Origin of the sequence: Corallococcus exercitus (genome assembly GCF_003611585.1) — a bacterium.
Taxonomy (GTDB): Bacteria; Myxococcota; Myxococcia; order Myxococcales; family Myxococcaceae; genus Corallococcus; species Corallococcus exercitus.
In genome coordinates, this window is the sequence record NZ_RAVW01000108.1 from 1 (window position 1) to 24,680 (window position 24,680).

25 protein-coding genes are annotated in these 24,680 nt (G+C 70.5%); 15 read left to right on the plus strand and 10 right to left on the minus strand.

Annotated features, from left to right (window positions below; genetic code table 11):
• The first annotated feature begins 4 nt into the window (after positions 1–4).
• Together D7W79_RS15650 and D7W79_RS15655 are read left to right on the plus strand one after the other, a co-directional pair.
• Entirely contained in the window at positions 5–1,210 is a 1,206-nt protein-coding gene (locus D7W79_RS15650) for a hypothetical protein (RefSeq protein WP_244221793.1), read from the plus strand.
• Between the two features lie 96 nt (positions 1,211–1,306).
• Entirely contained in the window at positions 1,307–1,900 is a 594-nt protein-coding gene (locus D7W79_RS15655) for a hypothetical protein (protein ID WP_120526180.1), read from the plus strand.
• 7 nt (positions 1,901–1,907) lie between these two features.
• Here D7W79_RS15655 and D7W79_RS15660 read toward each other — a convergent pair whose 3' ends face one another.
• Positions 1,908–3,509, minus strand: coding sequence for a sigma 54-interacting transcriptional regulator (locus D7W79_RS15660; RefSeq protein WP_244221792.1), 1,602 nt, complete (start codon positions 3,507–3,509; stop codon positions 1,908–1,910).
• Between the two features lie 232 nt (positions 3,510–3,741).
• Here D7W79_RS15660 and D7W79_RS15665 point away from each other — a divergent pair, with 232 nt between their 5' ends.
• From D7W79_RS15665 to D7W79_RS15680, 4 genes are all read left to right on the plus strand, one after another.
• Positions 3,742–4,296, plus strand: a complete 555-nt coding sequence (locus D7W79_RS15665) for a peroxiredoxin (protein WP_014394422.1) — start codon at positions 3,742–3,744, stop codon at positions 4,294–4,296.
• 6 nt (positions 4,297–4,302) lie between these two features.
• The gene (locus D7W79_RS15670) at positions 4,303–4,830 is read left to right on the plus strand and encodes a carboxymuconolactone decarboxylase family protein (protein ID WP_120526182.1); all 528 of its coding nucleotides are present in this window, start codon (positions 4,303–4,305) and stop codon (positions 4,828–4,830) included.
• A gap of 97 nt (positions 4,831–4,927) precedes the next feature.
• Positions 4,928–5,410, plus strand: coding sequence for a DNA starvation/stationary phase protection protein Dps (dps, locus tag D7W79_RS15675; RefSeq protein WP_120526183.1), 483 nt, complete (start codon positions 4,928–4,930; stop codon positions 5,408–5,410).
• 39 nt (positions 5,411–5,449) lie between these two features.
• A complete protein-coding gene (locus tag D7W79_RS15680) occupies positions 5,450–6,724 on the plus strand; it encodes a pyridoxal phosphate-dependent aminotransferase (RefSeq protein WP_120526199.1) in 1,275 nt (424 codons plus the stop codon).
• Between the two features lie 22 nt (positions 6,725–6,746).
• Here D7W79_RS15680 and D7W79_RS15685 read toward each other — a convergent pair whose 3' ends face one another.
• A complete protein-coding gene (locus D7W79_RS15685) occupies positions 6,747–7,448 on the minus strand; it encodes an SIMPL domain-containing protein (protein ID WP_120526184.1) in 702 nt (233 codons plus the stop codon).
• Positions 7,449–7,531: 83 nt separating this feature from the next.
• On the opposite strand from D7W79_RS15685, the gene D7W79_RS15690 reads away from it, so the two are divergent.
• From D7W79_RS15690 to D7W79_RS15710, 5 genes are all read left to right on the plus strand, one after another.
• Complete coding sequence (locus D7W79_RS15690) at positions 7,532–8,785, plus strand: MFS transporter (RefSeq protein WP_120526185.1); 1,254 nt, start codon at positions 7,532–7,534, stop codon at positions 8,783–8,785.
• Positions 8,786–8,944: 159 nt separating this feature from the next.
• Complete coding sequence (locus tag D7W79_RS15695) at positions 8,945–9,733, plus strand: hypothetical protein (protein WP_120526186.1); 789 nt, start codon at positions 8,945–8,947, stop codon at positions 9,731–9,733.
• 199 nt (positions 9,734–9,932) lie between these two features.
• Entirely contained in the window at positions 9,933–10,709 is a 777-nt protein-coding gene (locus D7W79_RS15700; protein WP_120526187.1) for a hypothetical protein, read from the plus strand.
• A gap of 89 nt (positions 10,710–10,798) precedes the next feature.
• A complete protein-coding gene (locus tag D7W79_RS15705; protein ID WP_120526188.1) occupies positions 10,799–11,551 on the plus strand; it encodes a hypothetical protein in 753 nt (250 codons plus the stop codon).
• Between the two features lie 146 nt (positions 11,552–11,697).
• A complete protein-coding gene (locus D7W79_RS15710) occupies positions 11,698–12,057 on the plus strand; it encodes a GFA family protein (protein ID WP_120526189.1) in 360 nt (119 codons plus the stop codon).
• 7 nt (positions 12,058–12,064) lie between these two features.
• On the opposite strand, the gene D7W79_RS15715 is transcribed toward D7W79_RS15710, so the two are convergent.
• From D7W79_RS15715 to D7W79_RS15735, 5 genes are all read right to left on the minus strand, one after another.
• The gene (locus D7W79_RS15715) at positions 12,065–12,529 is read right to left on the minus strand and encodes a hypothetical protein (protein WP_120526190.1); all 465 of its coding nucleotides are present in this window, start codon (positions 12,527–12,529) and stop codon (positions 12,065–12,067) included.
• Positions 12,530–12,567: 38 nt separating this feature from the next.
• Positions 12,568–13,719 (minus strand): zinc-dependent alcohol dehydrogenase, encoded by a 1,152-nt coding sequence (locus tag D7W79_RS15720; protein WP_120526191.1) that lies wholly within the window; start codon positions 13,717–13,719, stop codon positions 12,568–12,570.
• 82 nt (positions 13,720–13,801) lie between these two features.
• Positions 13,802–14,488, minus strand: coding sequence for a DNA-3-methyladenine glycosylase family protein (locus D7W79_RS15725; protein WP_120526200.1), 687 nt, complete (start codon positions 14,486–14,488; stop codon positions 13,802–13,804).
• 63 nt (positions 14,489–14,551) lie between these two features.
• Positions 14,552–15,040 carry a hemerythrin domain-containing protein gene (locus D7W79_RS15730; protein WP_120526192.1) on the minus strand — a complete coding sequence of 163 codons (489 nt, stop codon included), beginning with the start codon at positions 15,038–15,040 and terminating at the stop codon, positions 14,552–14,554.
• An 81-nt stretch (positions 15,041–15,121) separates the two neighbouring features.
• Positions 15,122–16,636 (minus strand): FAD-dependent oxidoreductase, encoded by a 1,515-nt coding sequence (locus D7W79_RS15735; RefSeq protein WP_120526193.1) that lies wholly within the window; start codon positions 16,634–16,636, stop codon positions 15,122–15,124.
• Between the two features lie 226 nt (positions 16,637–16,862).
• Between D7W79_RS15735 and D7W79_RS15740 the strand changes: the two genes are divergently transcribed.
• The 4 genes from D7W79_RS15740 to D7W79_RS15755 are packed head-to-tail and all read left to right on the plus strand — an operon-like array spanning position 16,863 to position 20,411.
• Positions 16,863–17,081 carry a hypothetical protein gene (locus D7W79_RS15740; protein WP_120526194.1) on the plus strand — a complete coding sequence of 73 codons (219 nt, stop codon included), beginning with the start codon at positions 16,863–16,865 and terminating at the stop codon, positions 17,079–17,081.
• Positions 17,082–17,085: 4 nt separating this feature from the next.
• Positions 17,086–19,215 carry an ATP-binding protein gene (locus tag D7W79_RS15745; protein WP_120526195.1) on the plus strand — a complete coding sequence of 710 codons (2,130 nt, stop codon included), beginning with the start codon at positions 17,086–17,088 and terminating at the stop codon, positions 19,213–19,215.
• The gene (locus tag D7W79_RS15750; RefSeq protein WP_120526196.1) at positions 19,212–19,622 is read left to right on the plus strand and encodes a response regulator; all 411 of its coding nucleotides are present in this window, start codon (positions 19,212–19,214) and stop codon (positions 19,620–19,622) included. Before D7W79_RS15745 ends, D7W79_RS15750 begins: the two co-directional genes overlap by 4 nt.
• 30 nt (positions 19,623–19,652) lie before the next feature.
• A complete protein-coding gene (locus D7W79_RS15755; RefSeq protein WP_120526197.1) occupies positions 19,653–20,411 on the plus strand; it encodes a GvpL/GvpF family gas vesicle protein in 759 nt (252 codons plus the stop codon).
• 3 nt (positions 20,412–20,414) lie between these two features.
• Here D7W79_RS15755 and D7W79_RS15760 read toward each other — a convergent pair whose 3' ends face one another.
• The 3 genes from D7W79_RS15760 to D7W79_RS15770 are packed head-to-tail and all read right to left on the minus strand — an operon-like array spanning position 20,415 to position 24,525.
• On the minus strand, positions 20,415–21,938 hold the full coding sequence (locus D7W79_RS15760) for a hypothetical protein (protein ID WP_208729742.1): 1,524 nt from the start codon (positions 21,936–21,938) through the stop codon (positions 20,415–20,417).
• Complete coding sequence (locus tag D7W79_RS15765) at positions 21,935–23,806, minus strand: motility-associated ABC transporter substrate-binding family protein (RefSeq protein ID WP_120526201.1); 1,872 nt, start codon at positions 23,804–23,806, stop codon at positions 21,935–21,937. Before D7W79_RS15765 ends, D7W79_RS15760 begins: the two co-directional genes overlap by 4 nt.
• Positions 23,803–24,525 (minus strand): ABC transporter permease, encoded by a 723-nt coding sequence (locus D7W79_RS15770; protein ID WP_120526198.1) that lies wholly within the window; start codon positions 24,523–24,525, stop codon positions 23,803–23,805. Before D7W79_RS15770 ends, D7W79_RS15765 begins: the two co-directional genes overlap by 4 nt.
• Positions 24,526–24,680: the final 155 nt, after the last annotated feature.

Below are 24,680 nucleotides of genomic sequence, written 5' to 3' on the forward strand. Positions count from 1 at the left end.
AGATGTGTATAAGCGACAGCCCAAGCAGGGCGGCCCGCGCCCCACGCCGGGCAGCTACCCCACCGCCAAGGACGTGGCGAACATCGCCGCGATGAAGGACCCCGTCGCGCGCAACCTGGCCATCACCCAGGGCTACCACGACCTGTCCGACGCCATGGGCACGATGCTGGGCAAGGAGAACGCCAACTGGTCCACCTACGCCACGTGGGCCTCGAAGCAGGCCGGCGTGAGCATCCGCCAGGAGGACATGCCCAAGGCCTTCGTGGACGTCCTCAAAGGCGGCGGCGTCGTGGGCAAGGCCCTGTCCAAGGTGGATGACTTCCTGCGCAAGCTGGGCCTGCCCGCCATGCCTACCGGTGACATCGCCAAGGCCGGCGCGGACGCACTCAACAACGTCAGCAAGGCCATTGGCGACGGCAACCAGTTCGTCTTCCGGGAGGTGGGCCACGAGTTCGCCCGCTTCGTGGACACCTTCCAGGGTGACACCCAGCTGGACCCGGCGAAGCTCCAGAAGTACCTGGACGGCTTCCCCAAGGACAAGCCGCTGCTCAAGGACGCCTTCGGCAACTACGCGAAGGCCATGTTCGAGAAGGACCCGAACAAGAAGGCGGAGCTCATGCTCCTGGCCAATGACACCGTGGGCCTGCACGAGCAGACCCAGCTCCAGGGCTACGTGGAGAAGGCGCTCAACGCGCCGGTGAAGGAGGTCTTCGCCAACATCCTCAAGAAGAGCATCGAGGCGGGCGCCAACGCCCTGCCCTTCCCCGCCAACCTCGCCGCCAAGGCCGCCATCAAGTCGGGTGCGGTGGACCTGGCCACCAAGCCGCTCGTGGACGCGCTGGCCGGTACGTTCCGGGGCATCGCCACCGAGCACATGATGAAGCTCGCGGTGCCCGGCGGCGCGCTGAAGCTGGGCAATGACCTGCCGCCCCCTCCGGGCATGGAGTCCACGCTCTTCCCGCCGCACCTGCGCACCATCGAGGACCCGAAGCTCAAGGCGCTGCTGGCCCGCATGGACAAGACGCCCGACAGCCTCAAGGGCACCGCCGCGAAGGACTGGAGCAAGCTGGACCAGCGGATGAACTACATCGTGGACCTCTTCCGCTCGCGCCAGTCGGATCCACACCTGTTCGACCAGCCCTTCGGCAAGGAGGCCCACTACCCCGTGGAGCCCTCCAAGCCGCGCCCGGCCGCACCCGCGGTGTCGTAGGCCCCGCTCCCACCCCTGGGGAGGGCTCCGGCCATGAATTCGCGGCGAGAAGCCGCGTCCATCCTGGCATCCGACGCACTTGAAGGAGCCTCCCCCATGGCGAAGTGGCTGCTGGCAACGATGGCGCTGTCCCTCCCGGCCCTGGCTCACGCAGGCGGTCCCCGCGGCAACAACCACGGCGAGCAGGTCCAGGACCGCCAGGAGCTGCGGCAGGACGCGCGTGAGACGCGGGATGATCACCACGACCTGCGTCAGCTGGAATCGCTGCTCGCCCGCTATGACTCCGCCCGCGGCCGCTCCGCGCGCCGCGACCTGCTCCAGGTGGAAGAGGAGCTGCGCGGCTACGTGGCGTCGGAGCTGAACGAGTCCCGCCGCGAGCTGTCCCAGGACAAGAAGGAGGCGCGCACGAGTGCTCGCGAGGTGCGCCACGACGGCTACCGCCGCGACGACCGCCAGGACCACCGCGACGACGTGCGCGACGCCCGCCAGGAGTCCCGCGCGCTGCAGCAGACGCGCTCCATCTCCCAGGAGCTCAACAACCTCTACGGCCGGCTGGACAGCGGAAGCCTCACGCGCAAGCGCATGCTCATCGCCGACCTGGTCCAGCTCGCCCGCGCCGAGCAGTCGCAGAACCGCCAGGAGACGCGCGAGGACCGCCGCGAGGCCCGCGAGGACAGCGGCTGGCACTGACCTCGCGTCACGCGTCCTCGGCGGCGGTGAAGCCCTCCAGCCGCGCGATGCCCAGCTTCTTCATCCGGCTCTGCAGCGTGGACGGCTTGAGGCCCAGCAGCGCCGCCGCCCCGCCCTCGCCGTAGACGCGGCCCCGGGTGAGCGTGAGCACCCGCAGGATGTGCTCGCGCTGCACCGCCGCCAGCGTGGGCACCTTCGCCCCGGCGGGCAGCGGCGCCGGGGTCTCCTCCACCGTCGCCGGGACCGGCACCTCCCGCGCGCGCTCCCCCGGCAGGTCGAAGGACTGCGCCGTCAGCTCCTGGCCGCGCGTGAGGATGGTGGCGCGCTCCAGCGCGTTCGCCAGCTCACGCAGGTTGCCCGGCCAGTCGTATGCCGCCAGCCGCGCCAGCCCCGACGCCGTCACCCGCATGCCCCGCCGGCCCGTGCGCTTCGCCTGCTCCTCCAGGAGGAACACGGTGAGCTGCGGCAGGTCCTCGCGCCGTTCACGCAGGGGCGGCAAGCGCAGGGGGAAGACGCTCAGCCGGTAGAAGAGGTCCTCGCGGAAGCGCTTCTGCGCGATGGCCTGGTGCAGATCCACGTGCGTCGCCGCGAGGATGCGCACGTCCGCCCGCACCGTCTTGTCGCTGCCCACCGGCTCGAAGGTCTTCTCCTGGAGCGCGCGCAGGAGCTTCGCCTGCAGCTCCACCGGCAGCTCGCCAATCTCATCCAGGAGCAGCGTGCCTCCGTGCGCCATCTGGAAGCGGCCCGCGCGGTCGCGGTTCGCGCCGGTGAAGGCCCCCTTCACGTGGCCGAACAGCTCGCTCTCCAGCAGGCCCGCCGGAATCGCCGCGCAGTTGAGTGACACGAAGGGCTGGTCCGCCCGCGAGCTCCAGCGGTGGATGGCCCGCGCCAGCCGCTCCTTGCCCGTGCCCGTCTCCCCGGTAATCAGCACCGGCGTGTCCGTCTCCGCCACCTGCCGCGCGCGGCGGGACAGGTCGCGCATCACCGGGCTCAGGGACGACTCCAGGATGCCCTCGGAGTCTCCGCCCAGTTGCGACTCCAGCAACTTCGCGTGCTCGTGGTCCTGGCGGTGCAGCCGCTCCACCACCGCGCGCTGCTCCGCGCTCTGGAGCGCCGTGGCCAGCATCTGCCCGTACACCTCCACCAGGTCCACCACCGGCTGGGCGTACGTCTCACACTGCGCGCGGTCCAACGTCAGCACGCCGTAGCAGCGCTCCCCCGCGCACAGCGGCACCACCATGCACGCGTGGCCCACGGGCAAATCCAGCACGCCGTCGAACGGGTCCCCATCCCCGTGCGAGTGGTCCTCTTCCGTGAACGCCCGCGCGCGCCGCGTCTCCAGCGCCTGCTTCAGCGACGGGAAGTCCGACAGCTGCAGGGAGTGCTTGCGCACGGCCTGGTTGGCGAGCGGGCCGCGCGCCGCCACCGCCTCCAGCTTTCCCTCCTTGAGGAGGAACAGCGTGGCCAGGTCGAAGGGCACCACGCGCGTCAGCCAGTCCAATCCCCGACGGAGCAGCTCCCCCACCCCTTCTTCGGTGGTTGCCAGCTCGACCAGCTCCCGAGCATCCTGCGTCACTTCCGGGTGGCGTCCCATCAGTTCATCCGGCATGTGTTAGCGATAATAGCGGCCCACCGAAATTGCAGTGGCGAAAGGCACCGGGATTTCGTTATTCACCATCCCAGCGCCACCGCCCCGCCGGTGCTGATGTCCGGGGAAGACGTAACCCCCTGACATCAGGGCAATTGAAGCACTGGCACGGTGGATGCTTTACCCGGTAGCAATCACAACCTCTGGGGTGGACCACGGTGGCCCGCCCCCCATCCCCAAGGAGTCGAAACCCATGCTGACCGTTGGCGACAAGCTTCCGAACTTCAAGCTGAAGGGCACCGTGAGCCTGGAGAAGAACAAGGAGTTCCAGGACATCTCCAACGACACGTACAAGGGCAAGTGGACCGTCCTGTTCGCGTGGCCGAAGGACTTCACGTTCATCTGCCCGACGGAGATCGCGGAGTTCGGCAAGCACAACAAGGACTTCCAGGACCGCGACGCGCAGGTGCTGGGTCTGTCCACCGACAGCGAGTTCGTGCACCACGCGTGGCGCACGCACCACCCGGACCTGAAGAACCTGCCCTTCCCCATGCTGGCGGACATCAAGCGCGAGCTGTCCAGCGCGCTGGGCATCCTGCACAAGGAAGAGGGCGTGGCCCTGCGCGCCACGTTCATCGCGGACCCCGAGGGCATCATCCGCCACGTGTCCGTGAACGACCTGTCCGTGGGCCGCAACGTCAAGGAGACCGTCCGCACGCTGGACGCGCTCCAGACCGACGAGCTGTGCCCGTGCAACTGGCAGAAGGGTGAGGAGACCCTCACCTCGAAGCTGCAGAAGGCGGGGTAAGGCACCATGGCTTCGCTCGAAGTCGTCCGCAGCGAGCTCGCGGACGCCCACAAGGACACCCGCCTCAACCTCTCCGCCGTCCTGGAGGGAGGGAGCCTCACCCCCGAGCAGCGCTGGGGGACGGCCGTGGCATGCGCCTTCGCCGCCCGGAACGAGCGGCTGAAGGAGGCCATCGTCAACGAGGCGAAGCAGGCACTGGGTGACAAGGCCACGCCGGTCATCGAGGACGCGCGTGCGGCGGCCTCGCTGATGGCGATGAACAACGTCTTCTACCGGTTCCGCCACATGGTCGGGAAGGAGTCGTACGCGACCAAGCGCGCCGGTCTGCGGATGAACCGGCTGGCCCAGGTGCTGACCAACAAGGTGGACTTCGAGCTGGTCTGCCTCGCGGTCAGCGCCATCAACGGCTGCGAGATGTGCATCCAGTCGCATGAGAAGGTCGTGCTGGAAGGCGGCCTGAGCGAGGAGCACGTGCACGATGCGGTCCGCATCGCGAGCGTCATCCACGCGGCGGCGGTTGGGCTGGAGTCCTAGTCCCCTCGTCGTTATCCCTGAGCTGTGATTGCGCCCTCCGGTGGATGACACCGGGGGGCGCTGTCTTTTCCTCTCACCCGAAAGGAACGTGTCCGTCATGGCCCTCTACAAGAGCCCCAGTCCCCTCTCCGAGCAGGCCCGCACCGCCATCGCCGCCACCCTCAACGAGCGGCTGTCGGATGGGTTGGACCTGCACTCGCAGATCAAGGTCGCCCACTGGAACATCAAGGGCCCGCAGTTCGCCGCGCTGCACCCGCTGTTCGAAACCTTCGCGGTGAGCCTGGCCAACCACAACGACTCCATCGCGGAGCGCGCGGTGACGCTGGGCGGGCGCGCGTACGGCACCAGCCGCCACGTGGGCAAGCACAGCCGCCTGCCCGAGTACCCGCAGGAGACCTCGCGCGACCTGGAGCACGTGAAGCTCCTGGCCGAGCGCATCGAGGTGTACCTCGCCGGCCTGCGCGACAGCCGCACGGCGGCCGAAGGCCTCAAGGACACCGACACGGTGGACCTCTTCACGGGCATCATCACCGAGTTCGAGAAGCACGCCTGGTTCCTCAGGGCCTCCCTGGAAGGCTAAAGGCTGCGCCGAAGCAGGGGGCGCGCTAGCGTGTTCCTCGTGAGCGACAGCATCCCCCTGCATGCGTTTCGCACCGTGCCCCGCACGGGCGTCATCTTCGTCACCGCCGAGGCCACGCGCCGCGGCTACCGTCCCGGCGACCCGGACTGGTGCAACCTGGGCCAGGGGCAGCCGGAGACGGGAGATTTGCCCGGTGCCCCGCCGCGCGTGAACGCGGTGACGGTGGACATGGCGGACCAGGAGTACGCGCCCGTCGCGGGCCTCTGGGAGGTGCGCGAGGCCATCGCGGGGCTCTACAACCGGCTCTACCGCAAGGGGATGTCCAGCCAGTACAGCGCGGAGAACGTGTGCCTGTCCGGCGGCGGCAGGGCGGCCCTCACCCGCGCCGCGGCCAGCCTGGGCCAGGTGAACCTGGGCCACTTCCTGCCGGACTACACCGCGTACGAAGAGCTGCTGGACGTCTTCAAGGCGTTCACCGCCATCCCCATCCTGCTGGAGGGCGAGCGAGGCTACGCCTTCACGCACGACGACCTGCGCCGGGAGATTCAAGGGCGCGGGCTGTCCGCGCTGCTCTTCTCCAACCCGTGCAACCCCACCGGCAAGCTGGTGCAGGGGGAGGAGCTGGCGCGGTGGGTGGGCGTGGCGCGCGAGCTGGAGTGCACGCTGCTCATCGACGAGTTCTATTCGCACTACGTCTGGACGGGCCGCCCGGGCGTGCTGCCGGTGGAGAGCGCCGCGCGGTACGTGGAGGACGTGAACCGCGACCCGGTGGTGCTCTTCGACGGGCTCACCAAGAACTGGCGCTACCCGGGCTGGCGCATGACGTGGACGGTGGGGCCCAGGCAGGTCATCGACACGGTCTCCAGCGCGGGCAGCTTCCTGGACGGCGGCGGCAGCCGGCCCCTGCAGCGCGCGGCCATCCCGCTGCTCCAGGAGGACACGGTGGTGGCGGAGACGCGCGCCATCCACTCCACGTTCCGGGAGAAGAGAGACAGGTTCCACTCGCGGCTGGAGCGGCTGGGCATCCGCACGGACCGGGCGCCGGACGGGACGTTCTACGTCTGGGGCAACCTGTCCGGGCTGCCCGCGCCGCTCAACGACGGCATGGCCTTCTTCCGCGCCGCGCTGGAGCACAAGGTCATCACCGTGCCCGGTGAGTTCTTCGACGTGAACCCCGGCAAGCGCCGCGCGCGGGCCAGCCGCTTCCGCAGCTACGTGCGCCTGTCCTTCGGCCCGTCGTGGGAGACGCTGGACAAGGCGCTCCAGCGGCTGGAAGCACTCGTGATGAAGCACACGCCCGGCGCCACGCCGTGAAGCCGGACGCCCGGCCCCGGGCTCAGGAGCCGGGGGCCGGATGCGTGCGGAACTCCGCCGTGGCCATCACCTGCACCTTCTTGCGGTGGGACACGGTGAAGCCCATGCCCGCGGAGGAGCGGGCCGTGCTGTAGGAACTGACCGTGGAGGCCATGGGTCGCATGTCCTCGTCCCCACCGTAGCCGCCGGCCCGGACTCCGAAGACGCGCGTCTGCGACTCCCAGGTGCGCTCGGAGAAGCGGTGCAGTCCGTCCAGCGCCACGCCCAGCCCGGCCGCCACGCGGCGCGCCTTCTTCACCGACTCGCGGGCCAGCGCCTCCAGCCAGTCCTGCCGGGCCTCCAGTTCGCGCGTGTAGCCCCACCGGAGCTCGCGCAGCGTCGCCTGCTTCAGACCGGAGATGGCCGCGAGCACGTCCCCCACCCGTCCCATGTCCACCAGGCGGATGCGCACCGTGTAGCGCGCGGACGAGGAGCGCGAGAGCAGCCCCTCCGACGTCTCCGCCTGCACCGCCTGGAGGCTGAAGGCCGAGGCCGGCACGCCCAGCTCCTCCATCTTGCTCACCAGCGAGGCCACCTCGCGAGCGTTGGTGAAGGCCGCGTTGCCGGTGAAGAACTCGGAGGCCTTCACCTCCACCACGGCGTCCACGTGGTCCGCCTCCAGCTCGTGCTCGGCGGACAGCTCCACGACGATGAGTCCCGACTCGGTTTCGGCTCGCTCCGGCATGCGTCTCCCTGGGTGGTGACTGGAACGGCGAGTATAGGCCCGCGACGGAGGGCGGAGGGCGCGCCTATGCTCCGTCCCCGACCATGCGACGCATCCCGTCCCGGCTGTGGCTGTTGTGCGCGCTGTACTTCGTGCAGGGGCTGCCCTTCGGCTTCCAGGTGACGGCGCTGCCCGTCTACCTGCGCACGCGCGGCGTGTCCCTGGCCGCGCTGGGGTTCGCGGGCGCGCTGTCCCTGCCGTGGATGCTCAAGGCCCTGTGGGCGCCGCTGGTGGACCGCTACGGCTCCGCGCGCATCGGCCGCAGGCGGTCGTGGATATTGCCCATGCAGGCGGGCCTGGCGCTCGCGTGCGTCGGGGCCGCGTTCGCGGCGGGCCGGGGCTCGATGCCGCTGCTCCTGGGCCTCATCTTCGTGATGAACCTCTTCGCCGCGACGCAGGACATCGCGGTGGACGGCTTCGCGGTGGACCTCCTGCGTCCAGAGGAACTGGGCCCGGGCAACACCGCGCAGGTCGTGGGCTACAAGCTGGGCATGCTCACCGGCGGCGGGCTCCTGGTGTGGGCCAGCTCGCGCATCGGCTGGTCCGGGCTGTTCCTGGCCATGGCGGCGCTGTGCATGGCCGTCTTCACCGTCGTCCTCTTCGTGCGCGAACCTCCTCCGCGCGAGCACGAAGGCCACGAGTCACCGAAGCTGGACTGGCCCGCGCTCTGGGCCCGCATCCGGACCGCGCTCACCGTGCCGGGCACCGGGTGGCTCCTGCTCTTCATCGGCACATACAAGCTGGGCGAGACGATGTCCGACGTCCTCTACAAGCCCTTCCTCGTGGACGCGGGCTACACGCCGGCGCAGATCGGCTTGTGGGTGGGCACGTGGGGCACCGCCGCGTCGCTCCTGGGCTCCACGTGCGGAGGCATCCTCGCCGCGCGGCTGCCGCTGCTGCGCGCGGTGGCGCTCACCGGCAGCTTGCGCCTGTTGCCGCTCGCGGGGCGGTGGCTGCTCACGCGCGCGGGCGTCAGCGACGCGGGCGTGCTGGGCGTCACGCTCACCGAGGAGTTCTTCGGCGGCGCGCTCACCACCGTGATGTTCGCGTTCATGATGTCGCGCACGGACCGGCGCATCGGCGCCACGCACTACACGCTGCTGGCCAGCGTGGAGGTCGCGGGCAAGGCGCCCGCGGGGCCGCTGGCGGGAGTGCTCGCGGATCCGAAGTACGGCAACCTGGGCTACGCGAACATGTTCCTCCTGGGCGTCGCGCTGTCCGCCGCGTTCCTCGCGCTGCTCGCGCCCCTGCGCCGCCGCGCGCCCGAGCCCACGGCCGCACAGCCCGCATCATCGTGAAAGTTTCCAGGCTCGCGACACGCTTCATCATTGGCGCTCGCGTCAATGGAGCCGCACGCGCGCACCGGGTCGGGAGAGCGTGGTACTGGCCACCGCGTCGTCCGCGGTTCTCCCCTTGAACGCGCGCCCGTCCCACGGGTCGCGAATGAAGAGGTCCCCATGAAGACCCTGTCGATGACGTCGCTCCTGGGTGGTCTGATGCTGTTCGCCGCTCCGGCGTTCGCCACCTCCACCACCAGCATCCCCGCCTTCGAGGCGAGCATCACCGCCGCACAGGGCCCCAGCAGCCCGGGTGGCACGACCATCGTCCGCTCGGAGCTCCGGACCGCGCTGGAGGCGTTCGTCTACGACACCGGTGGCCCCGTGGGCGTGGACAGCGCGGAGCGCGCCTACCTCACCACACGCCTCAACGACACGCCCTTCCAGCAGTCGCTCACGGGCACCGCGGCGAAGTACTACGCGGACTTCTACGAGCTGAACGACGCGACCTTCACGAGCCATCCGCTGTACCAGGGCTCCGTCTCCGGCACCGCCGCGTCGCTGTTCGGCGCCACCGGACCGCTGGCCTCCAACGCGGACATCAAGGAGGGCTACATCCCCAACGGTCAGGGCATCGCCAACCAGACCACGCTGGGCACCGCGTTCAGCACCTACTTCGAGCCGCCCGTCGGTCCCTTCCAGCCCATCACCGTGAAGGAGCTCATCGAGCGGCTCGGCACCACCTCCATCAAGGGCAGCATCCCCTCCGTCGACGAGGTGGAGGGCGCCGTGGCGTACATCACCCAGATTTCGCGCAACAGCAACCGGCTCTACGCCGCGGACTGGACCTGCCGCCGGTGCAGCTTTTCGCCGTGGAACACGCGGGGCTACGTCATCGCCGCGGTGAGCACGGATCGCCGCTTCGTGCGCATGGTGTCCGTGTGGACGGCGGACTTCGGGGACGACTGAGGCGACGCGGCGCCGCCCAGCCTGTTCCGTGAAACATTCCAGGCTCGCGACACGCTCCATCACGGGCGTGTCACGGGCGCACGCGTCACAGGAACCTCACGCCGGACGTGTCAGGGGAGCGTGGTACTCGCCACCGCGTCGTATGCGGTTCCCCCCTGAACGCGCGCCCGTCCCGCGGGCCGCGAATGAAGAGGTCCCCATGAAGACCCTGTCGATGACGTCGCTGATGGGCGCGCTGGCCCTGCTCTCCGCTCCGGCGGCGTTCGCCACGTCCACCACCAGCATCCCCGCCTTCGAGGCGAGCATCACCACCGCGAAGAGCGCCAGCAGCCCCGGCGGCACGACCATCCTGCGCTCGGAGATCCGCAACGCGCTGAACGCGTTCCTCTACGACACCGGTGGCCCCACGGGCGTGGACAGCGCCGAGCGCGCCTATCTCACCACCCGGCTGAACGACACGCCGTTCCAGCAGTCGCTCACGGGCACCGCGGCGAAGTACTACGCGGACTTCTATGAGCTGAACGACGCCACCGCCCCGGTCGCCCAGTGGGCCATGAACCCCGTGGCCCAGACGCCCGCGTCGCTGTACGGCGCCACCGGTCCGCTGGCCTCCTCCTCCTCCATCCGCGAGGGCGCCATCCCCAGCAGCCAGGGCGTGGTGGCCAACCAGTCCATCCTGATGGAGGCGTTCGGCAGCTTCGGCCCGCAGGCCGGCATCTTCGAGCCCATCACCGTGAAGGAGCTCCTGGCGCTCCTGAGCGGGCACACCGTGGCCGGCACGCCGACGGTGGACGAGGTGGAGGGCGCCCTGGCGTACATCACGGCCATCTCGCGCAACAGCAACCGCCTCTACTACTCCACCTGGAGCTGCCGGGGCTGCGGCGCGCCGGGCTACACGGCCGGCTACGTCGTCGCGGCGGTGAGCACGGACCGCCGCTTCGTGCGGATGGTCAACGTGATGACCGCCTCTGACTGAGGCTGACGCAGCGCCGCCACGAAAGATTGCAGACAACACTCCATCCTGAACGCGCGCCCGTCCCGCGGGCCGCGAATGAAGAGGTTCCCATGAAGACCCTGTCGATGAAGTCCCTCCTGGGCGGTCTGATGCTGCTCTCCGCTCCGGCGCTGGCCGACTCCACCACCAGCATCCCCGCCTTCGAGGCGAGCATCACCGCGGCGAAGAGCACCACCAGCCCCGGCGGCGCGACCATCCTGCGCTCGGAGATCCGCAACGCGCTGGACGCGTTCTTCAACGACGCCGGCTATGGCGTGGACAGCGCCGAGCGCGCCTATCTCACCACCCGCCTCAACGACACGCCCTTCCAGCAGGCCATGACGGGCACCGCGGCGAAGTACTTCGCGGACTTCCATGAGGTGAACGACACGCTCGTCACGGGCTACCCGCTGAACCTGTACCCCGTCGCCCAGACGCCCGCGGTGCTGTTCGGCGCCACCGGCTCGTTCTCCTACGCGCGCATCTACGAGGGCTACATCCCCAACGGCCAGGGCGTGGCCAACCAGCAGACGCTGGGCGAGGCGTTCAGCAACGCCTTCGGTCCGCAGGCCAGCATCTTCGAACCCATCACCGTGCGGGAGCTCATCGGGCAGCTCAGCGCCTACAGCTACAACGTGGACGAAGTCGAGGGCGCGGTGGCCTACATCACGCAGATTTCGCGCAACAGCAACCGGCTCTACAGGACGGGCTGGAGCTGCCGCGGGTGCGGCGCCCCGGGCTACACGCAGGGCTTCGCCATCGCCGCGGTGAGCACGGACCGCCGCTTCGTGCGGATGATCTCCATCACGACGTACGCGGACTGACGTGACGCACCGCCGCAAGCGCGCCCGGAGGCCACCGGCGCGCTTGCGGTCCCCGCCGCCTCCGTTCATTGATGCGCGCTACACGCACCGGGTGGGCGGAAGCGCACGCTTCCGGCCCGGGCATCACGCAGCACGGAGGAAGCACCATGGCGGAGATGAAGACGTATACGGGCGGTTGCCACTGTGGACAGGTTCGCTACGAGGCGACCACGGACCTGGCGCAGGTGGTGACCTGCAACTGTTCCATCTGCCACAAGCTGGGCTCGGTGCTGACGTTCGTCCCGCCGGAGCAGTTCAAGTCCCTCTCCGGCGCGGACGTGGTGAAGAGCTACCAGTTCAACAAGAAGGTCATCAACCACCTGCACTGCCCCACCTGCGGCGTGGAGTCCTACGCCACCGGCAAGGGCCCGGACGGCAAGCCGATGTACGCCGTCAACCTGCGCTGCGTGGACGGCGTGGACCTGTCCACGCTCAAGCCCTTCGCCTACAACGGCCGGGACGCCTGAGCCGTCCTCAAGCCCTGCGCGCGCGCCACATCAGGCCGGCGACGAGGACCGCCGCGGAAGGTGCAGCCCATGGAAGGGACCTCCGCAGCCGGTGCTCCCAGACGTCCACGCGGTCCGCCAGCAGCAGCAGCATCCAGTGGCCGGGCTTGTGGTCCGGCTTCGCGTAGGCCGCCTTGCGCAACAGGCCGCTCAGCCCCTTCGGGGGCTGGGCGGTGCCGAACACCGGCGGCATCACCTTGCGGCCCGCGTGCTTGAACACCGGCACGTCCGCGTGCTGGAGCGCGATGGGCACGCGCGCCCCCGCCAGCGGCTTCGGCGCCGTCTCCATGGGGACGCCCGGGCGGTTGGCGGGGTCCAGGTCCACGGCCTGGGCCTGCTTCTCCACCGCCGGGGCCGGCTTCGCCTTCGCCCGCGTCCTCGGGGCGCCGTTCTTCTTCGCGCGGCTCTGTCTCTGCGTCGTCTTCTGGGGCATGGCGTGCCTCCTGCCTGCGAGCGGATGAAGTCAGTCGTTCACGCGTGGCCGTGCGGCATGAGCACGCACTTCACGCACCCGTCGCGCTTCTGCGCGAACAGGTGGTAGGCGTCCGGCGCCTGCTCCAGCGGGAAGCGGTGGGTGATGATGCCCTTCGCGTCGATGCGGCCCTGCTGGATGTGCTCCAAGAGGTGCGGCATGTACCGGCGCGTGTTCGCCTGGTTCATCCGCAGCGTCAGGCCCTTGTTCATCGCGGTGCCAATGGGCACGAAGTTCCACGGCGGCCCGTACACGCCGATGATGGAGACGTTGCCGCCCTTGCGCACGGTGTTGATGCACCACTCGATGACGGTGGGCGCGCCGGCCTCCAGCTTCAGCCCCAGGCCCAGCACGCGGTGCGCGCGCGAGCCTTCGGCCTCCATGCCCACCGCGTCGATGCAGACGTCCGGGCCGCGGCCGTCGAACATGTCCTTGAGGTGCAGGACGATGTCGCCCACCTCCTTGAAATTCACCGTCTCCACGTTGGCGAACTTCCGCGCGAACTCCAGGCGGTACGGCACGTGGTCCACCGCCACCACGCGGCCCGCGCCCATCAGCCACGCGGACTTCATCGCGAAGAGGCCCACCGGGCCCGCGCCGAACACCACCACCGTCTCGCCGCCCTTGATTTCGCCCATCTCCGCGGCCTGGTAGCCGGTGGGCAGGATGTCGGAGAGGAAGAGGACGGACTCGTCGTCCATGTCGTCCGGAATCTTCATGGGCCCCACGTCCGCGAAGGGCACGCGCACGTACTCGGCCTGCCCGCCGTCGAAGCCGCCCGTGGTATGTGAGTAGCCGTAGACGCCGGAGGCCACGTCACTGCCGGGGTTGCTGTTCTCGCAGTTCCCCGTGAGGCCGCGCTGGCAGTAGAAGCAGGTGCCGCAGGAGATGTTGAAGGGCACCACCACGCGGTCGCCCTTCTTCAACTGCGCGACCTCCTTGCCCACCTCCTCCACCACGCCGGTGAATTCATGGCCGAAGGTGCAGCCCACGCGCGTGTCCGGCACCAGCCCGTGCAACAGGTGCAGGTCCGAGCCGCAGATGGCCGCGCGGGTCACCTTGAGGACGACGTCCTGGGGGTGCTCGATGCGCGGGTCCGGCTTCTGCTCCACCTGGACGCGATAGGGACCTTGGTAGGTGAGTGCACGCATGCGCGGGATTCCTCCGTTCCCTTACGGGTGAGGACGCCCGGGCGGTAAGACAAGGGACGGTGCGCTCCCGGCCCTCGCTCGGCTAGCTGGCCTCCGGCGGTGCGAAGGTGCCCACGGGCAGGTCCGCCGCCCGCCACAGGTACCAGCTCACCACGCTGCGGTAGGGGCGCCAGCGCTCGCCATAAGCGAGCAGCGTCTTGGGCTTGGGCTGTTCCTTCAGGCCGTGCAGCACCATGAAGCCCTTGCGCACGCCGAAGTCGTCCACGGGGAGGATGTCCGGCCGGCCCAGGCGGAAGATGAGCAGCATCTCCACGGTCCACTGGCCAATGCCGCGCACCTGCGTGAGGTGCTCGATGAGGTCCGCGTCGGACATGCGGCGCACGCGCGCGAGCGGCGGCACCGTGCCGTCCACCGTCTTGCGCGCCAGGTCCTGGATGGCCAAGAGCTTGTTCGCGGACAGCCCGGCCTCGCGCAGCGTGGCGTCCGGCAGCGCGAGCAGCTTCTCCGGGGTGAAGGCCTTGCCCTTGCCCACGCGCTCGCAGACGCGGCCGAAGATGGTCGCCGCCGCGCGGCCGTGGAGCTGCTGGTAGACGATGGAGTGCGCCAGCGCCTCGAAGGGGCTGTGCAGCGGGCTCCGCTCGAAGCGGAACGGGCCCACCGTCTTGAACAGCGTGCCCAGCGTGGGGTCCGCGCGCACGAGGGCGCGGCGCACGGCGGGCGTGAAGGCATCCGGCAGCAAGACGGGGGCGGAAACAGGAGCGCGCGGCATGGGCCGCATGCTGCCCGGCCCCACGCCACGCGCAACCCCTGTCTTGCTTGCGAACGCGGCGCGCTAGATGGGCGCGGCCTGCTCCGTCTCCTCGGGCACGTCGTTGCGCGGCTCGCCCTCCATCAGCGCGTCGTATTCCTCCTCCAGCTGGACGCCCAGGTCGTCGAGCTGATCCTTGGTCAGGATCTTCCGCGCCGCCTTGAAGAGGTCCTTCTCCTCCTCCTCCACGTGGTGCTCCACCTGCTCCTGGAGGACCTTCATCTTCGCGTCGAACTCCTCGTCGGAGGCGTCCATCCCCAGCAGGTCCGCGATGAGGCGCTTGACGGAGAGGTGCTCCTCCACCGCCTCGCGCAGGTCATCTTCCGTGTCGTCCTTCTTGATGGCCGGATAGAGGTACAGCTCCTCAATCTTCGCGTGCGCGCCCAGCCGGTCGGCGATCTGCTCGAAGAGCTCCTGGCGCTCCTCGTCGGCGTGATCCGCCAGCTTCTCGTACTTCTTGAAGAGCTTGGACACCTCTTCATGCTGCTGCTTGATCAGCTCCAGCGCGTTCATTCGTGCCCCCGTGAATGAAATGGATGTGCTGATAGATGGGGGTGGGCTCGCCCGAAGGGAAGCCCCACCCCGACGCACTTTTCACTTCACCGGAAGTTTGACGGACGACAGGTCCTTCACGGCGGGGCCGTTGAGCACGCGGCCCGTGGGGCTGAAGCGGCCGCCGTGGCAGGGGCAGTCCCAGGTGCGCTCCGCGTTGTTCCAGTGCACGTGGCAGCCCAGGTGCGTGCACACGGGGGACACCGCGTGCGCGGTGCCGTCGTCCTCGCGGTACACGGCCACCTTGCGGCCCTCCACCTCCAATATCTTCGCCTCGCCCGGCTTCACGTCCGCCAGGTGGTGGCCGTCCGGCCTGGCCAGCCGGTCCGCGACGAAGCGGAAGGCCACCTCCGCGTTCTCCTGGATGAAGTCCCTGGCGCCCGCCTTGGGCTTCACGCGGCCCGCGTCGTACAGCGCGGCGTAGGGGTTCTCGTTGCCGAGGATGAGGTCCGACAGCACCATGCCCGCGAGCGTGCCGAACGTCATGCCCGTGCCGGAGAAGCCCGTGGCCACGTACACGTGGCGGCTGCCCACGTTGCGGCCGATATAGGGCAGGCCGTCCGCGGGCTCGATGACCTGGCCCGACCAGCGGTGGGTGATGCGCTTCACGGGGAGGCGCTCCCGCGTGTACGCCTCCAGCGCGGCGAAGCACGACTCCGTGTCCTCCTCGCTGCCCACCTTGTGGTCCTCGCCGCCCACGATGACGTAGGGCACGCCGTCCACCTGCTGCGTGCGGATGTAGTGATACGGGTCGCGGCTGTCGTAGTACTGGCCCGGCTCCAGCGGCCCCTCCAGCGGGGCCGCCACCGCGTAGGTGCGGTAGGGGTAGAGCTTGGTGTGCATGGCCACGCGGTTGAGCGGCGTGGTGGTGGCCTGCACCACGGCCCTCGCCGTCACGGTGCCCTTCTCCGTGACGACGCGGCAGGGCGTGCCGTCGTGGAGGTCCAGGACCTTGGTGTTCTCGAAGAGGTGGCAGCCGTCGCCCGGGATGCGGTCCGCGAGCGCGAGCAGGTACTGGCGCGGGTGGAACACCGCCTGGTCCTCCACGCGCAGCGCCCCCTTGACGGGGAACGGCAGCGGCACGTCCTTGGTGAACGACGCCAGGAGCCCCACCTGCCGCGCCGCGGAGACTTCATGCAGCAGCTCCCGCAGCTCGGCTTCCGTCTCCGCGTAGCGGTAGCCAGGCACGCGGGTGAAGCCGCAATCGATGGAGAGCGTCTCCACCAGCGAAGCGATCTGTTCGATGGCGGCCCGGCTGGAGGACGCGGCCAGGTGGGCGCCCTTCTCCCCGAAGTCCTTCAAGAGGGTGGTGTACGGGGTGTCCAGCAGCTCCGTGAGGTGCGCCGTCGTCTGTCCCGTCTGGCCGGAGAGGACGCGGTGCATCTCCAGCACCGCCACCTTCTTGCCGGCGCGCTTCAGCAGCCAGGCGGTCGTCAGGCCCGCGATGCCGCCGCCGATGATGGCCACGTCCACGTCCAGGTCGCCAGGCAGGGAGGGGAAGTCCCGGGGCAGCGTCGTCACGGTCCAGAGGGATTTGTGCTGGCGCTCGTCGTTCATGACGAAAGGCTAGGAATCCGCCTCCCAGGGCATAAGCCACGCCTGCCGAGCCCTGCCCGGCTGGCTGCCCAGCGCCGGGTGTACGCGACCCAACAGAGCCCCGCCCCGGGTGTTGGTCAGTCAGGGGCCGGGCGAGGACGGGGCTGGGGTGCGCGGACGCCAGCGCGTTAAAACGCCCCCTGGACCCGAAGGTCCGCGCCGGGCGGACCCAAGGAGCATGTGCCGAATGCCCGTGGAACGCGTGGCTGGTGGGGCCAGCCTGGTGGACGTGCTGGACCGCCTGCTGGACAGGGGCTTGCGCTTCGACCCCACGGCCCTGGGGGCCCTGGGTCGCGCCACGCCCTGGGACGGGGAGGCGCGCATCGTGGTGGCATTTTCGGAGGTCCGCACCGCAGACTCGCTGGAACGCGGTCGTTCCCCGCGTCCCTCTTCACCCGGAGCGTAAGGTCGTGGCTTCCCCAGCCCCGCTGCCCCCCGCCGAAGCTGATCCCGGGGCGCGCCTCGTGCTCGCCGAGCACCTGCTCGCCTGCGAGTCCGCCGTCGCCTGTGCGCGAGCGGTCGTGGACTGGCTCGCGCGCAGGCATGGCGCGCCGGCCGCCTGTGTGGGGCCGGGCGAAGTCGCCGGCGCCTCCGTGTGCCTGGCCAGCGAAGGGCTGACGGGCGCGCAGCAGGCCGCGCTGGCCAGGGCGTGGGATGCGCCGGGCTCGCCGCTCGCCACCTTCCGCACGCGGCCCGGGGCGCGGTGGCTGGCCGCGGACGCGCTGGAGGGCGCGGCGATGCCGGGCGGGTTCCTCGCGGTGCCGCTGGGCCGGCCCGGGGCCACGGCCGCCGCGCTGCTGATGGTGGGGCTGCCCGGCCCGGCCGTGCCGGAGGACGTGGCGTGGGTGGCGTCCTCGGCGGGGCCGCACCTGGCCCGGCAGCTGGCCTCGGATGCGCGGGCGCCGCGCCGGCCGGAGCCGGACCGGCTCCTGCGCCGGGTCATCAACGCGGTGTCGGACCCGGTGCTGCTGACGGACACGGACGGCACGCTGCTCTTCGCCAACGCCCGCGCGGAAGGGCTGCTGGTGGCGGGCCCGGACGCGAGCCCCGGCCGCATGCGGGCGGTGGAGCTCAACCAGCGCCTGTTCCGGGAGACGCTCGCGCAGGGCGGCACCTCGGTGCACCGGCGCGAGGTGCCGCTGGTGGATCCGCTGGAGGGCATGGACCTGCTCTTCGAGCTGGTCACCACGCCGGTGCTGGCGCCGGACGGGCCGTCCGTGGTGGTGAGCGTGCTGCGCAACCTGACGGACCTGGGCCGCGCCACGCAGGCGCTGGGGGAGAGCTACCGGCAGCTGCGCGCCACGGAGCGCGAGGCCCGCAGCGAGCGCCACCGCCTGGACCGAGTGCTGGACTCGGTGGCGGACCCCATCATCCTGACCGACCCGGCGGGCGGCATGGTGATGATGAACGACCCGGCCGAGCGCCTCTTCGCGTGGCCCCAGGCCCAGGGCGCGGCGGGCGAGGGCGCGGCGGACGAGTCCACCCTGCGGCGGGTGCGCACCAACATCGCCCTCTTCGCGTCCTTCCTCGCCAACCTGCTGGGGCCGGTGAACGCGGGCGTGTCGCGCTGGAAGAGCCAGCTGACCCTGGACGACCCGGCCACGGGCTCCCCCGTGCCCATGGAGGCCATGGCCAACAAGGTGCTGGGCGACGGGGGCGAGCTGACGGGCATCGTCACCGTCTTCCACGACCGCACGGAGGTGCTGGAGCGGGCGCGGCTTCTGGAGCGCGTGAAGGAGGTCTCCAGCGAGCTGGAGGCGCGAGTGCAGTCCGCCACCGCGGAGCTGGCGGAGCAGAACGAGAAGCTGCGCCGGCAGGCCATCCAGCTGGAGCAGGCGAGCGCGGCCAAGTCGCAGTTCCTGGCCAACATGTCGCACGAGTTCCGCACGCCGCTCAACGCCATCCTCGGCTACACGAACATGCTCCTGCAGGGCGTGTCCGGGGAGATGACGCCGCCGCAGCGAAGGAACCTCACGCGCATCGACTCCAACGGGCGGCACCTGCTGGAGGTCATCAACGAGATCCTGGACATCACCCGCATCGAGGCGGGGCGGATGCCGCTGCACCTGTCGGACTTCGGCATCCCGGAGCTGCTCCAGGAGGTGATGGCGGAGATGGACCCCATCATCGCGCGCAGCAAGCTGACGGTGGAGACGCGGCTGGACGAAGGGCTGCCGGGGGTGTGGAGCGACCGACAGAAGGTGAAGCAGATCGTCCTCAACCTGTTGTCCAACGCGCTGAAGTTCACGCACGAGGGCGGCGTGCACATCGCGGCGGAGTATCAGAACGCCACCGGCACCGTGGCCATCTCGGTGAAGGACACAGGGATTGGAATCGACGTGTCGAACCAGGAGAAGATCTTCGAGGACTTCCAGCAGGTGGACAGCTCGCCGACGCGGGCCTATGGGGGCACGGGCCTGGGCCTCTCCATCTGCCGCCGCCTGGCCGCGATGCTGGGGGGCCGCGTCTCCCTCCAGAGCGCCCCGGGCCAGGGTTCGACCTTCACCCTGCACTTTCCAAGACGCGCGAGACGGACATGACGAACAGCCCGGAAAAACAGAAGCCGCTCGTCCTGGTGGTGGATGACTACCAGGATGCCCGGGAGATGTACGCGGAGTACCTGGAGTTCTCCGGCTTCCGCGTGGCGGAGGCGAAGAATGGCCAGGAGGCGTTGGACAAGGCCTTCGAGCTGGTGCCGGACGTCATCCTGATGGACCTGTCGCTGCCGGTGATGGACGGCTGGGAGGCGACGCGCCGGCTGAAGGGCGACGCGCGCACGAAGGGCATCCCGGTGGTGGCGCTCACGGGGCATGCGCTCAAGGGCCATACGGACGACGCGAACGAGGCCGGGTGTGATGCGTACGTCACCAAGCCGTGCCTGCCGGACGCGCTGGTGGACCAGGTGAAGAAGATGATTGCCCGGCGCGACGCGGCAGCCGCGCGCTGAAGCCGTTTTCTGCACGGAGGTGGGCACGCCATGACGACGAAGACCCCGGCGGAGTCCTCGCGGGAGGCACGGGCGCACTACCTCTACGGCGTCGTGCGCGAGGACGGCGGATGGGAGCCGGACCTCGCGGGCCTGGGCGGGGCCCCGGTGCGCACGGTGCGGGAGGGAGGCCTCGCGGCGCTGGTGTCCGACGTCGCGGGCCCGCGGGTGGTGCCCACGCGCGAGCACCTGTTGATGCACCAGCGCGTCACGGAGGCCGTGGTGCGCGAGCACACGCTGGTGCCAGTGGCCTTCGGGACGGTGCTGCCGTCGGAGGAGCGCGTGCGGGAGCTCCTGCGCGTGGCGCGCGCGCCGCTGACCCGCGCGCTGTCCGAGCTGGAGGGACGGGTGGAGCTGGGGCTGAAGGTCTACTGCCACGGCGACGCGCTGATGCGCCGGCTGGAGCAGGAGCAGCCCGGGCTGGCCCGGGGCCCCTCCGAGCCCGAGGAGGACCACGAGGCGCGGCTGGAGGCAGCGCTGCGCGACTGCACCACGAAGGACCTGGACGGCTTGAGGGCGGGGCTGCGTCCGCTGGCGGAGGCCACGCACGAGGCGCCGCCCCTGGGTGAGCGGATGATGTGGAACGCGGCCTGGCTGGTGGACCGCACGCGGGTGGCCGCGTTCGAGGCGCGGGTGCAGTCGCTGGTGGCGCGGCTGGACGCGTACACGTTCCGGTTCACGGGGCCGTGGCCGGCCTACAGCTTCGTGGACGTGCGGCTGGACGTGGAGACGGCGTCCGCCGCGCCGTGAGCCTCAGCGCGGCGCGGTGAGCTTCGCGGCATCCTCGGCCAGGAGCTCCAGGCCGCCGCCCATGCGCACCCAGCCGGGGGTGAACTCCGTGCGCGCGTACCACGAGTTGTCGGACGCCTTCGCCATGGAGAGCTCGCCCACGGTCTTGCCGGCGCGCTGGTACTCCACGCGGAAGGCGGGCGTGGGGGCGGGGCCCGGAGGGGCTTCGCCCCGGCCCAGGAGCTCCACGGGGGTGAGGCGCCACAGGCGGTCGTGCCAGTTGCGGGCGAAGTCATCCGGGGTGCCGGGGGCGTCCACGGGCGACAGCTGCACGGCGCCCGGGGGCTTGCCACTGGCAATGAACGCGCGGGACGCGGTGCCGGTGGAGATGACCACGCGGTCGAAGCCATCCACGTCGAAGGTGTGCAGGCGCCGGTCCACGAGCCGGCTGGCCGCGGCCTCCAGGTCCGTGAGCAGCGCGGGGCCGAGGAGGAAGACGTGGCCGTCGGACGTGCGCTGGAGGTAGGGGGCGCCCCAGCCCGAAGCGGGCGCGGCGAGGCGGAACGTCCGGGGAGTCCCGTCGAGCGTGAGCGTCAGGCCGCGCTCCGTCTTCGCGAGGCCGATTTCCTCCAGCTTCGCGTCGTCCAGGACGCCCAGGTCCCGCTGCGCGCGCAGCGGAGCAAGGCGGGCGAACAGTTTCAGCGCGACGTCGTTGCCACGCAGCTCGCGGGGCGGAGGCACGGAAGCGGGGCTCGCGGGGGTCCCCACGTCGGCTGAGGCGCTTGCGAGCATGCCCGCGTTGATGCGCGGACTGGCTCCTCCATCGGAGGCCGCCGCGACCGCGCCCTCGTTGATGCGCGGACTGGCTCCTCCATCGGAGGCTGCTGCGAGCACGCCCGCGTTGGTGCGCGGATTGGCTCCTCCATCGGAAGCTGCCGTGACCGCGCCCGCGTTGATGTGCGGACTGGCTCCTCCATCGGAAGCCGCCGCGACCGCGCCCGCGTTGCTGCGTGGATTGGCTCCTCCATCGGAGAGCGACGCAAGCGAGCCCGCGTTGATGCGCGGATTGGCTCCTCCATCGGAGGCCGCCGCGACCGCGCCCGCGTTGCCGCGTGGATTGGCTCCTCCATCGGAGAGCGACGCAAGCGAGCCCGCGTTGGTGTGCGGATTGGCTCCTCCATCGGGGAGCGACGCAAGCGAGCCCGCGTTGGTGTGCGGATTGGCTCCCGCGTCGAGCGCGGCACTTCCCGCGTCGCTGGCTGCCTGGGCGAGGCCCCCCGCATCCGTGGTGCTCTGCGCTCCAGCGCCTGGCTTCGCGGGCTTGCTACCCAAGCGGACCCAGATGGTGTCGCGGTCCTGGGGATCGCGGAACAGCTCCACGAAGCGCGTCTCCTCGTCGTACCGGATGCGGTCGAGCGCGCTCGGCTGCGCGTCCTCCACCGTCACCTCACCGGGTGCGCGGGCAGGCTCTCGCTGCCACACGAAGAACGCGGCCACGAGGGCCACTGCCGCCAGCACTCCCTGTACCGCCACGTCGCGCGCCTTCATCGCGCACCTCCCACCGCCGCGGCGCTCCGGGGCGCTCGCCGTCCGCGCCGCCGCGTCACGAAGAAGCCCACCGCCAGCACCGCCACCGGCATCCCGAAGACCGTCGCGTAGAACCACACGACGTCCTGCGAGCGCGTGTGCTGCAACGGCACGTCCTCCTCGCTCGTCGTCACGCCGGAGAGCGCCTCCTCGCCGGAGAGCCACCGCAGCGTGTCCACCGCGAGATACGCATTGCCCACGTTGCCCAGGATGCCGTCACCCAGCGCGTCCGCATCCGCCATCACCACCGCGCGCGGCGCGGGCTTCCCCTCCCCCACCGGCCGCTCCACCGCCACCACCAGCGGCCACGCCTTCGTCACTTCACCCGGCTCCGGCTCGAAGTCGCCGTTGCGGTCCGCGAACGTCTCCCCGTGCGCGCGCACGCTCGTGTCCAGCAACACGCCGGGCACGGGCGGCGTTACCGGCTCCAGCGCCACCGCCCCCACGAACGCCACCGCGCCCTGCGACCCCAGCGCGGACAGCGACGTCACCGACGGGTGCGAGGAGAAGCTCGCCGTGCCCAGGTTGCCCCGGTCGCTCTGCTGCCGCGTGGTGCGGAAGTACACGCGGTCGTTCGCCAGCGGCACGCGCAGCGACTTGAGCCCCATCGGCTTGAGCAGCGGCTCCAGCGCCGCGCCATCCGGCTCCAGCGCGATCCACAGCCGGCCGCCCCGCTCCCAGTACTCGCGCAGCGCGGCGGCCTCCTCCGGAAGCAACTCCCGCGTGGGCCCGAGCACCGCCACCATCGCCGCGTCGCCCGGCACCGCCGTGCCCAGCCCCTCCGCCACCGTGAGCGTGCGCACGTCCACGTTCTGCGAGCGCAGCAGCTCCTTGAACTGCGCCACCGAAGGCCGGGCCGCTTCCCCCGGCACGGGCCGCGTGTCGGCGCGCTCCCCGTGGCCGCCCGTGAGGTAGACGATGCGACGAGGCTTCGCCACCGCCAGCAAACGCCGCTGCACCTCCGCGTCCAGCCGCTGGAGCTGCCCGCGCGCCCGCTCCGGATCCAGGCCCAACGTGAGGATCTCCTTGCGGTCGCCGCGCGCCAGCACCACGGAGCCGTTGCTGCTGACCCCCAGGGCCTTGCCGCGCGCGGGCTCCACCGCCTGATCCAACGCCTCCACGCCCAGTTGAGGACTCTCCGGCTCCAGGTCGCGGAAGTATTGCCGCACCGCCTCGCCCACCTCGTTGGCGGGAGGGAAGAAGAGCGTCACCTGGAGCGGCTCGTTGAGGCCGCGCACCAGCTTGCGAGTGGCATCCCCCGCCTTCGCGGTCCGGAAGTACGACAGGTCCCAGCTCGCGTCCGCTTGCGTGGCCACGTACGTCGCCGCGAACGCGAACACGACGACGAACGCCACGCCCAGTCCGGAGAACAGCGCGCTCTTCACCCGGCCCGTCTCCGGCACCGGCGCCCGCGCCATCGCCACGAGCGCGGCCTCCACCATCACCAGCGGCACGAGCGAGCACAGGAGCAGCGCCGGGAACAACACCGCCAGCACCCCTGACAGCTTCGGAGAGGAACGCGACAGCGGCTCACCGAAGAGCGCCGTCCCCACGTCCCCCTTCACGAAGTAGAGCACCAGCGCGGCCAGCCCCACGACGTACAGCGTGAGCACCCACCGCTCCAGCGCGCGCCGCTCGGGGGGCGCTGAAATCATCCGCACCGCTCTCCACGCCGTCGCGGCCACCACCACCGCGGTGCCCAGCGCGGCCAGCGCCACACGGCCGGAGCCCACGCCCAGCACGCGCTCCGCGAGGAACACGGCAATGAGCCCCGCGACGAACGCACCCGTCGCGGCGAGCCCCGTCCCGAAAGAGGCCGGCGTGCTCATCGCCACCTCCGCGCTTCCAGCACCCGTGTCGCCGCGAACAGCGCCACGTAGGTGACGACCAGGTAGTAGACGACGTCCCGCACGTGGATGAGCCCTGCCTGGAACGGGGGGAAGTGCTGGTTCCACAGCGACATCGCGCTGAAGACGTCCGACAGCGGCTGCTCGGTGATGCGCGCCAGCAGCCAGCACAGGATGAGCGCCACCAGCATCACCGCGGAGAAGATGGCCGCGAGCAGTTGGTTCTTCGCCAGCGACGACCCAAACGTCCCCACCGCCAGCGACGCGCTGCCCAGCAGCAGCAACCCCAGGTAGCCCGCGAACACGTGCCCGAAGGACACCTTGCCGTTCACCAGCACCAGCAGCGGCATGTAGAGCGTGAGCAGCAGGTACAGCGCCAGGAACGCGAGCCCCGCCAGGAACTTGCCCAGCACGATGTCCCGGTCGCGCACCGGCGACGCGTACAGCAGCGGCAGCGTGCCCGTCTGCCGCTCCTCCGCGAGCAGCCGCATGGACACGAGGATGGCCGCCACGATGGTGAAGCCGCTCGAGTAGTAGAAGAAGCCGGACAGCACCTCCGCGGAGCGCTTGCTCGCGCCCCCCAGGGCGTACGCGTTGAAGAACAGCCCGTTCACCGCGAGGATGATGGCCAGGATGACGTAGCCGCTGAGCGTGCGCAGGTAGCCGGCCAGCTCGCGGCGCGCAATCAGGAGCGCCTTCACGCCTTCACCTCCTGCCCGTGTGTCAGGCGCAGGAACAGCGCCTCCAGCTGTCCCTCGTTCGCGTCCAGCCGCAAGAGCTCCAGGTCCGCGCCCACCACCGCCCGCGCCACCTGGGGCCGCAGGTCCGGCGCCGCCGCGACCTTCATGGACAGCAC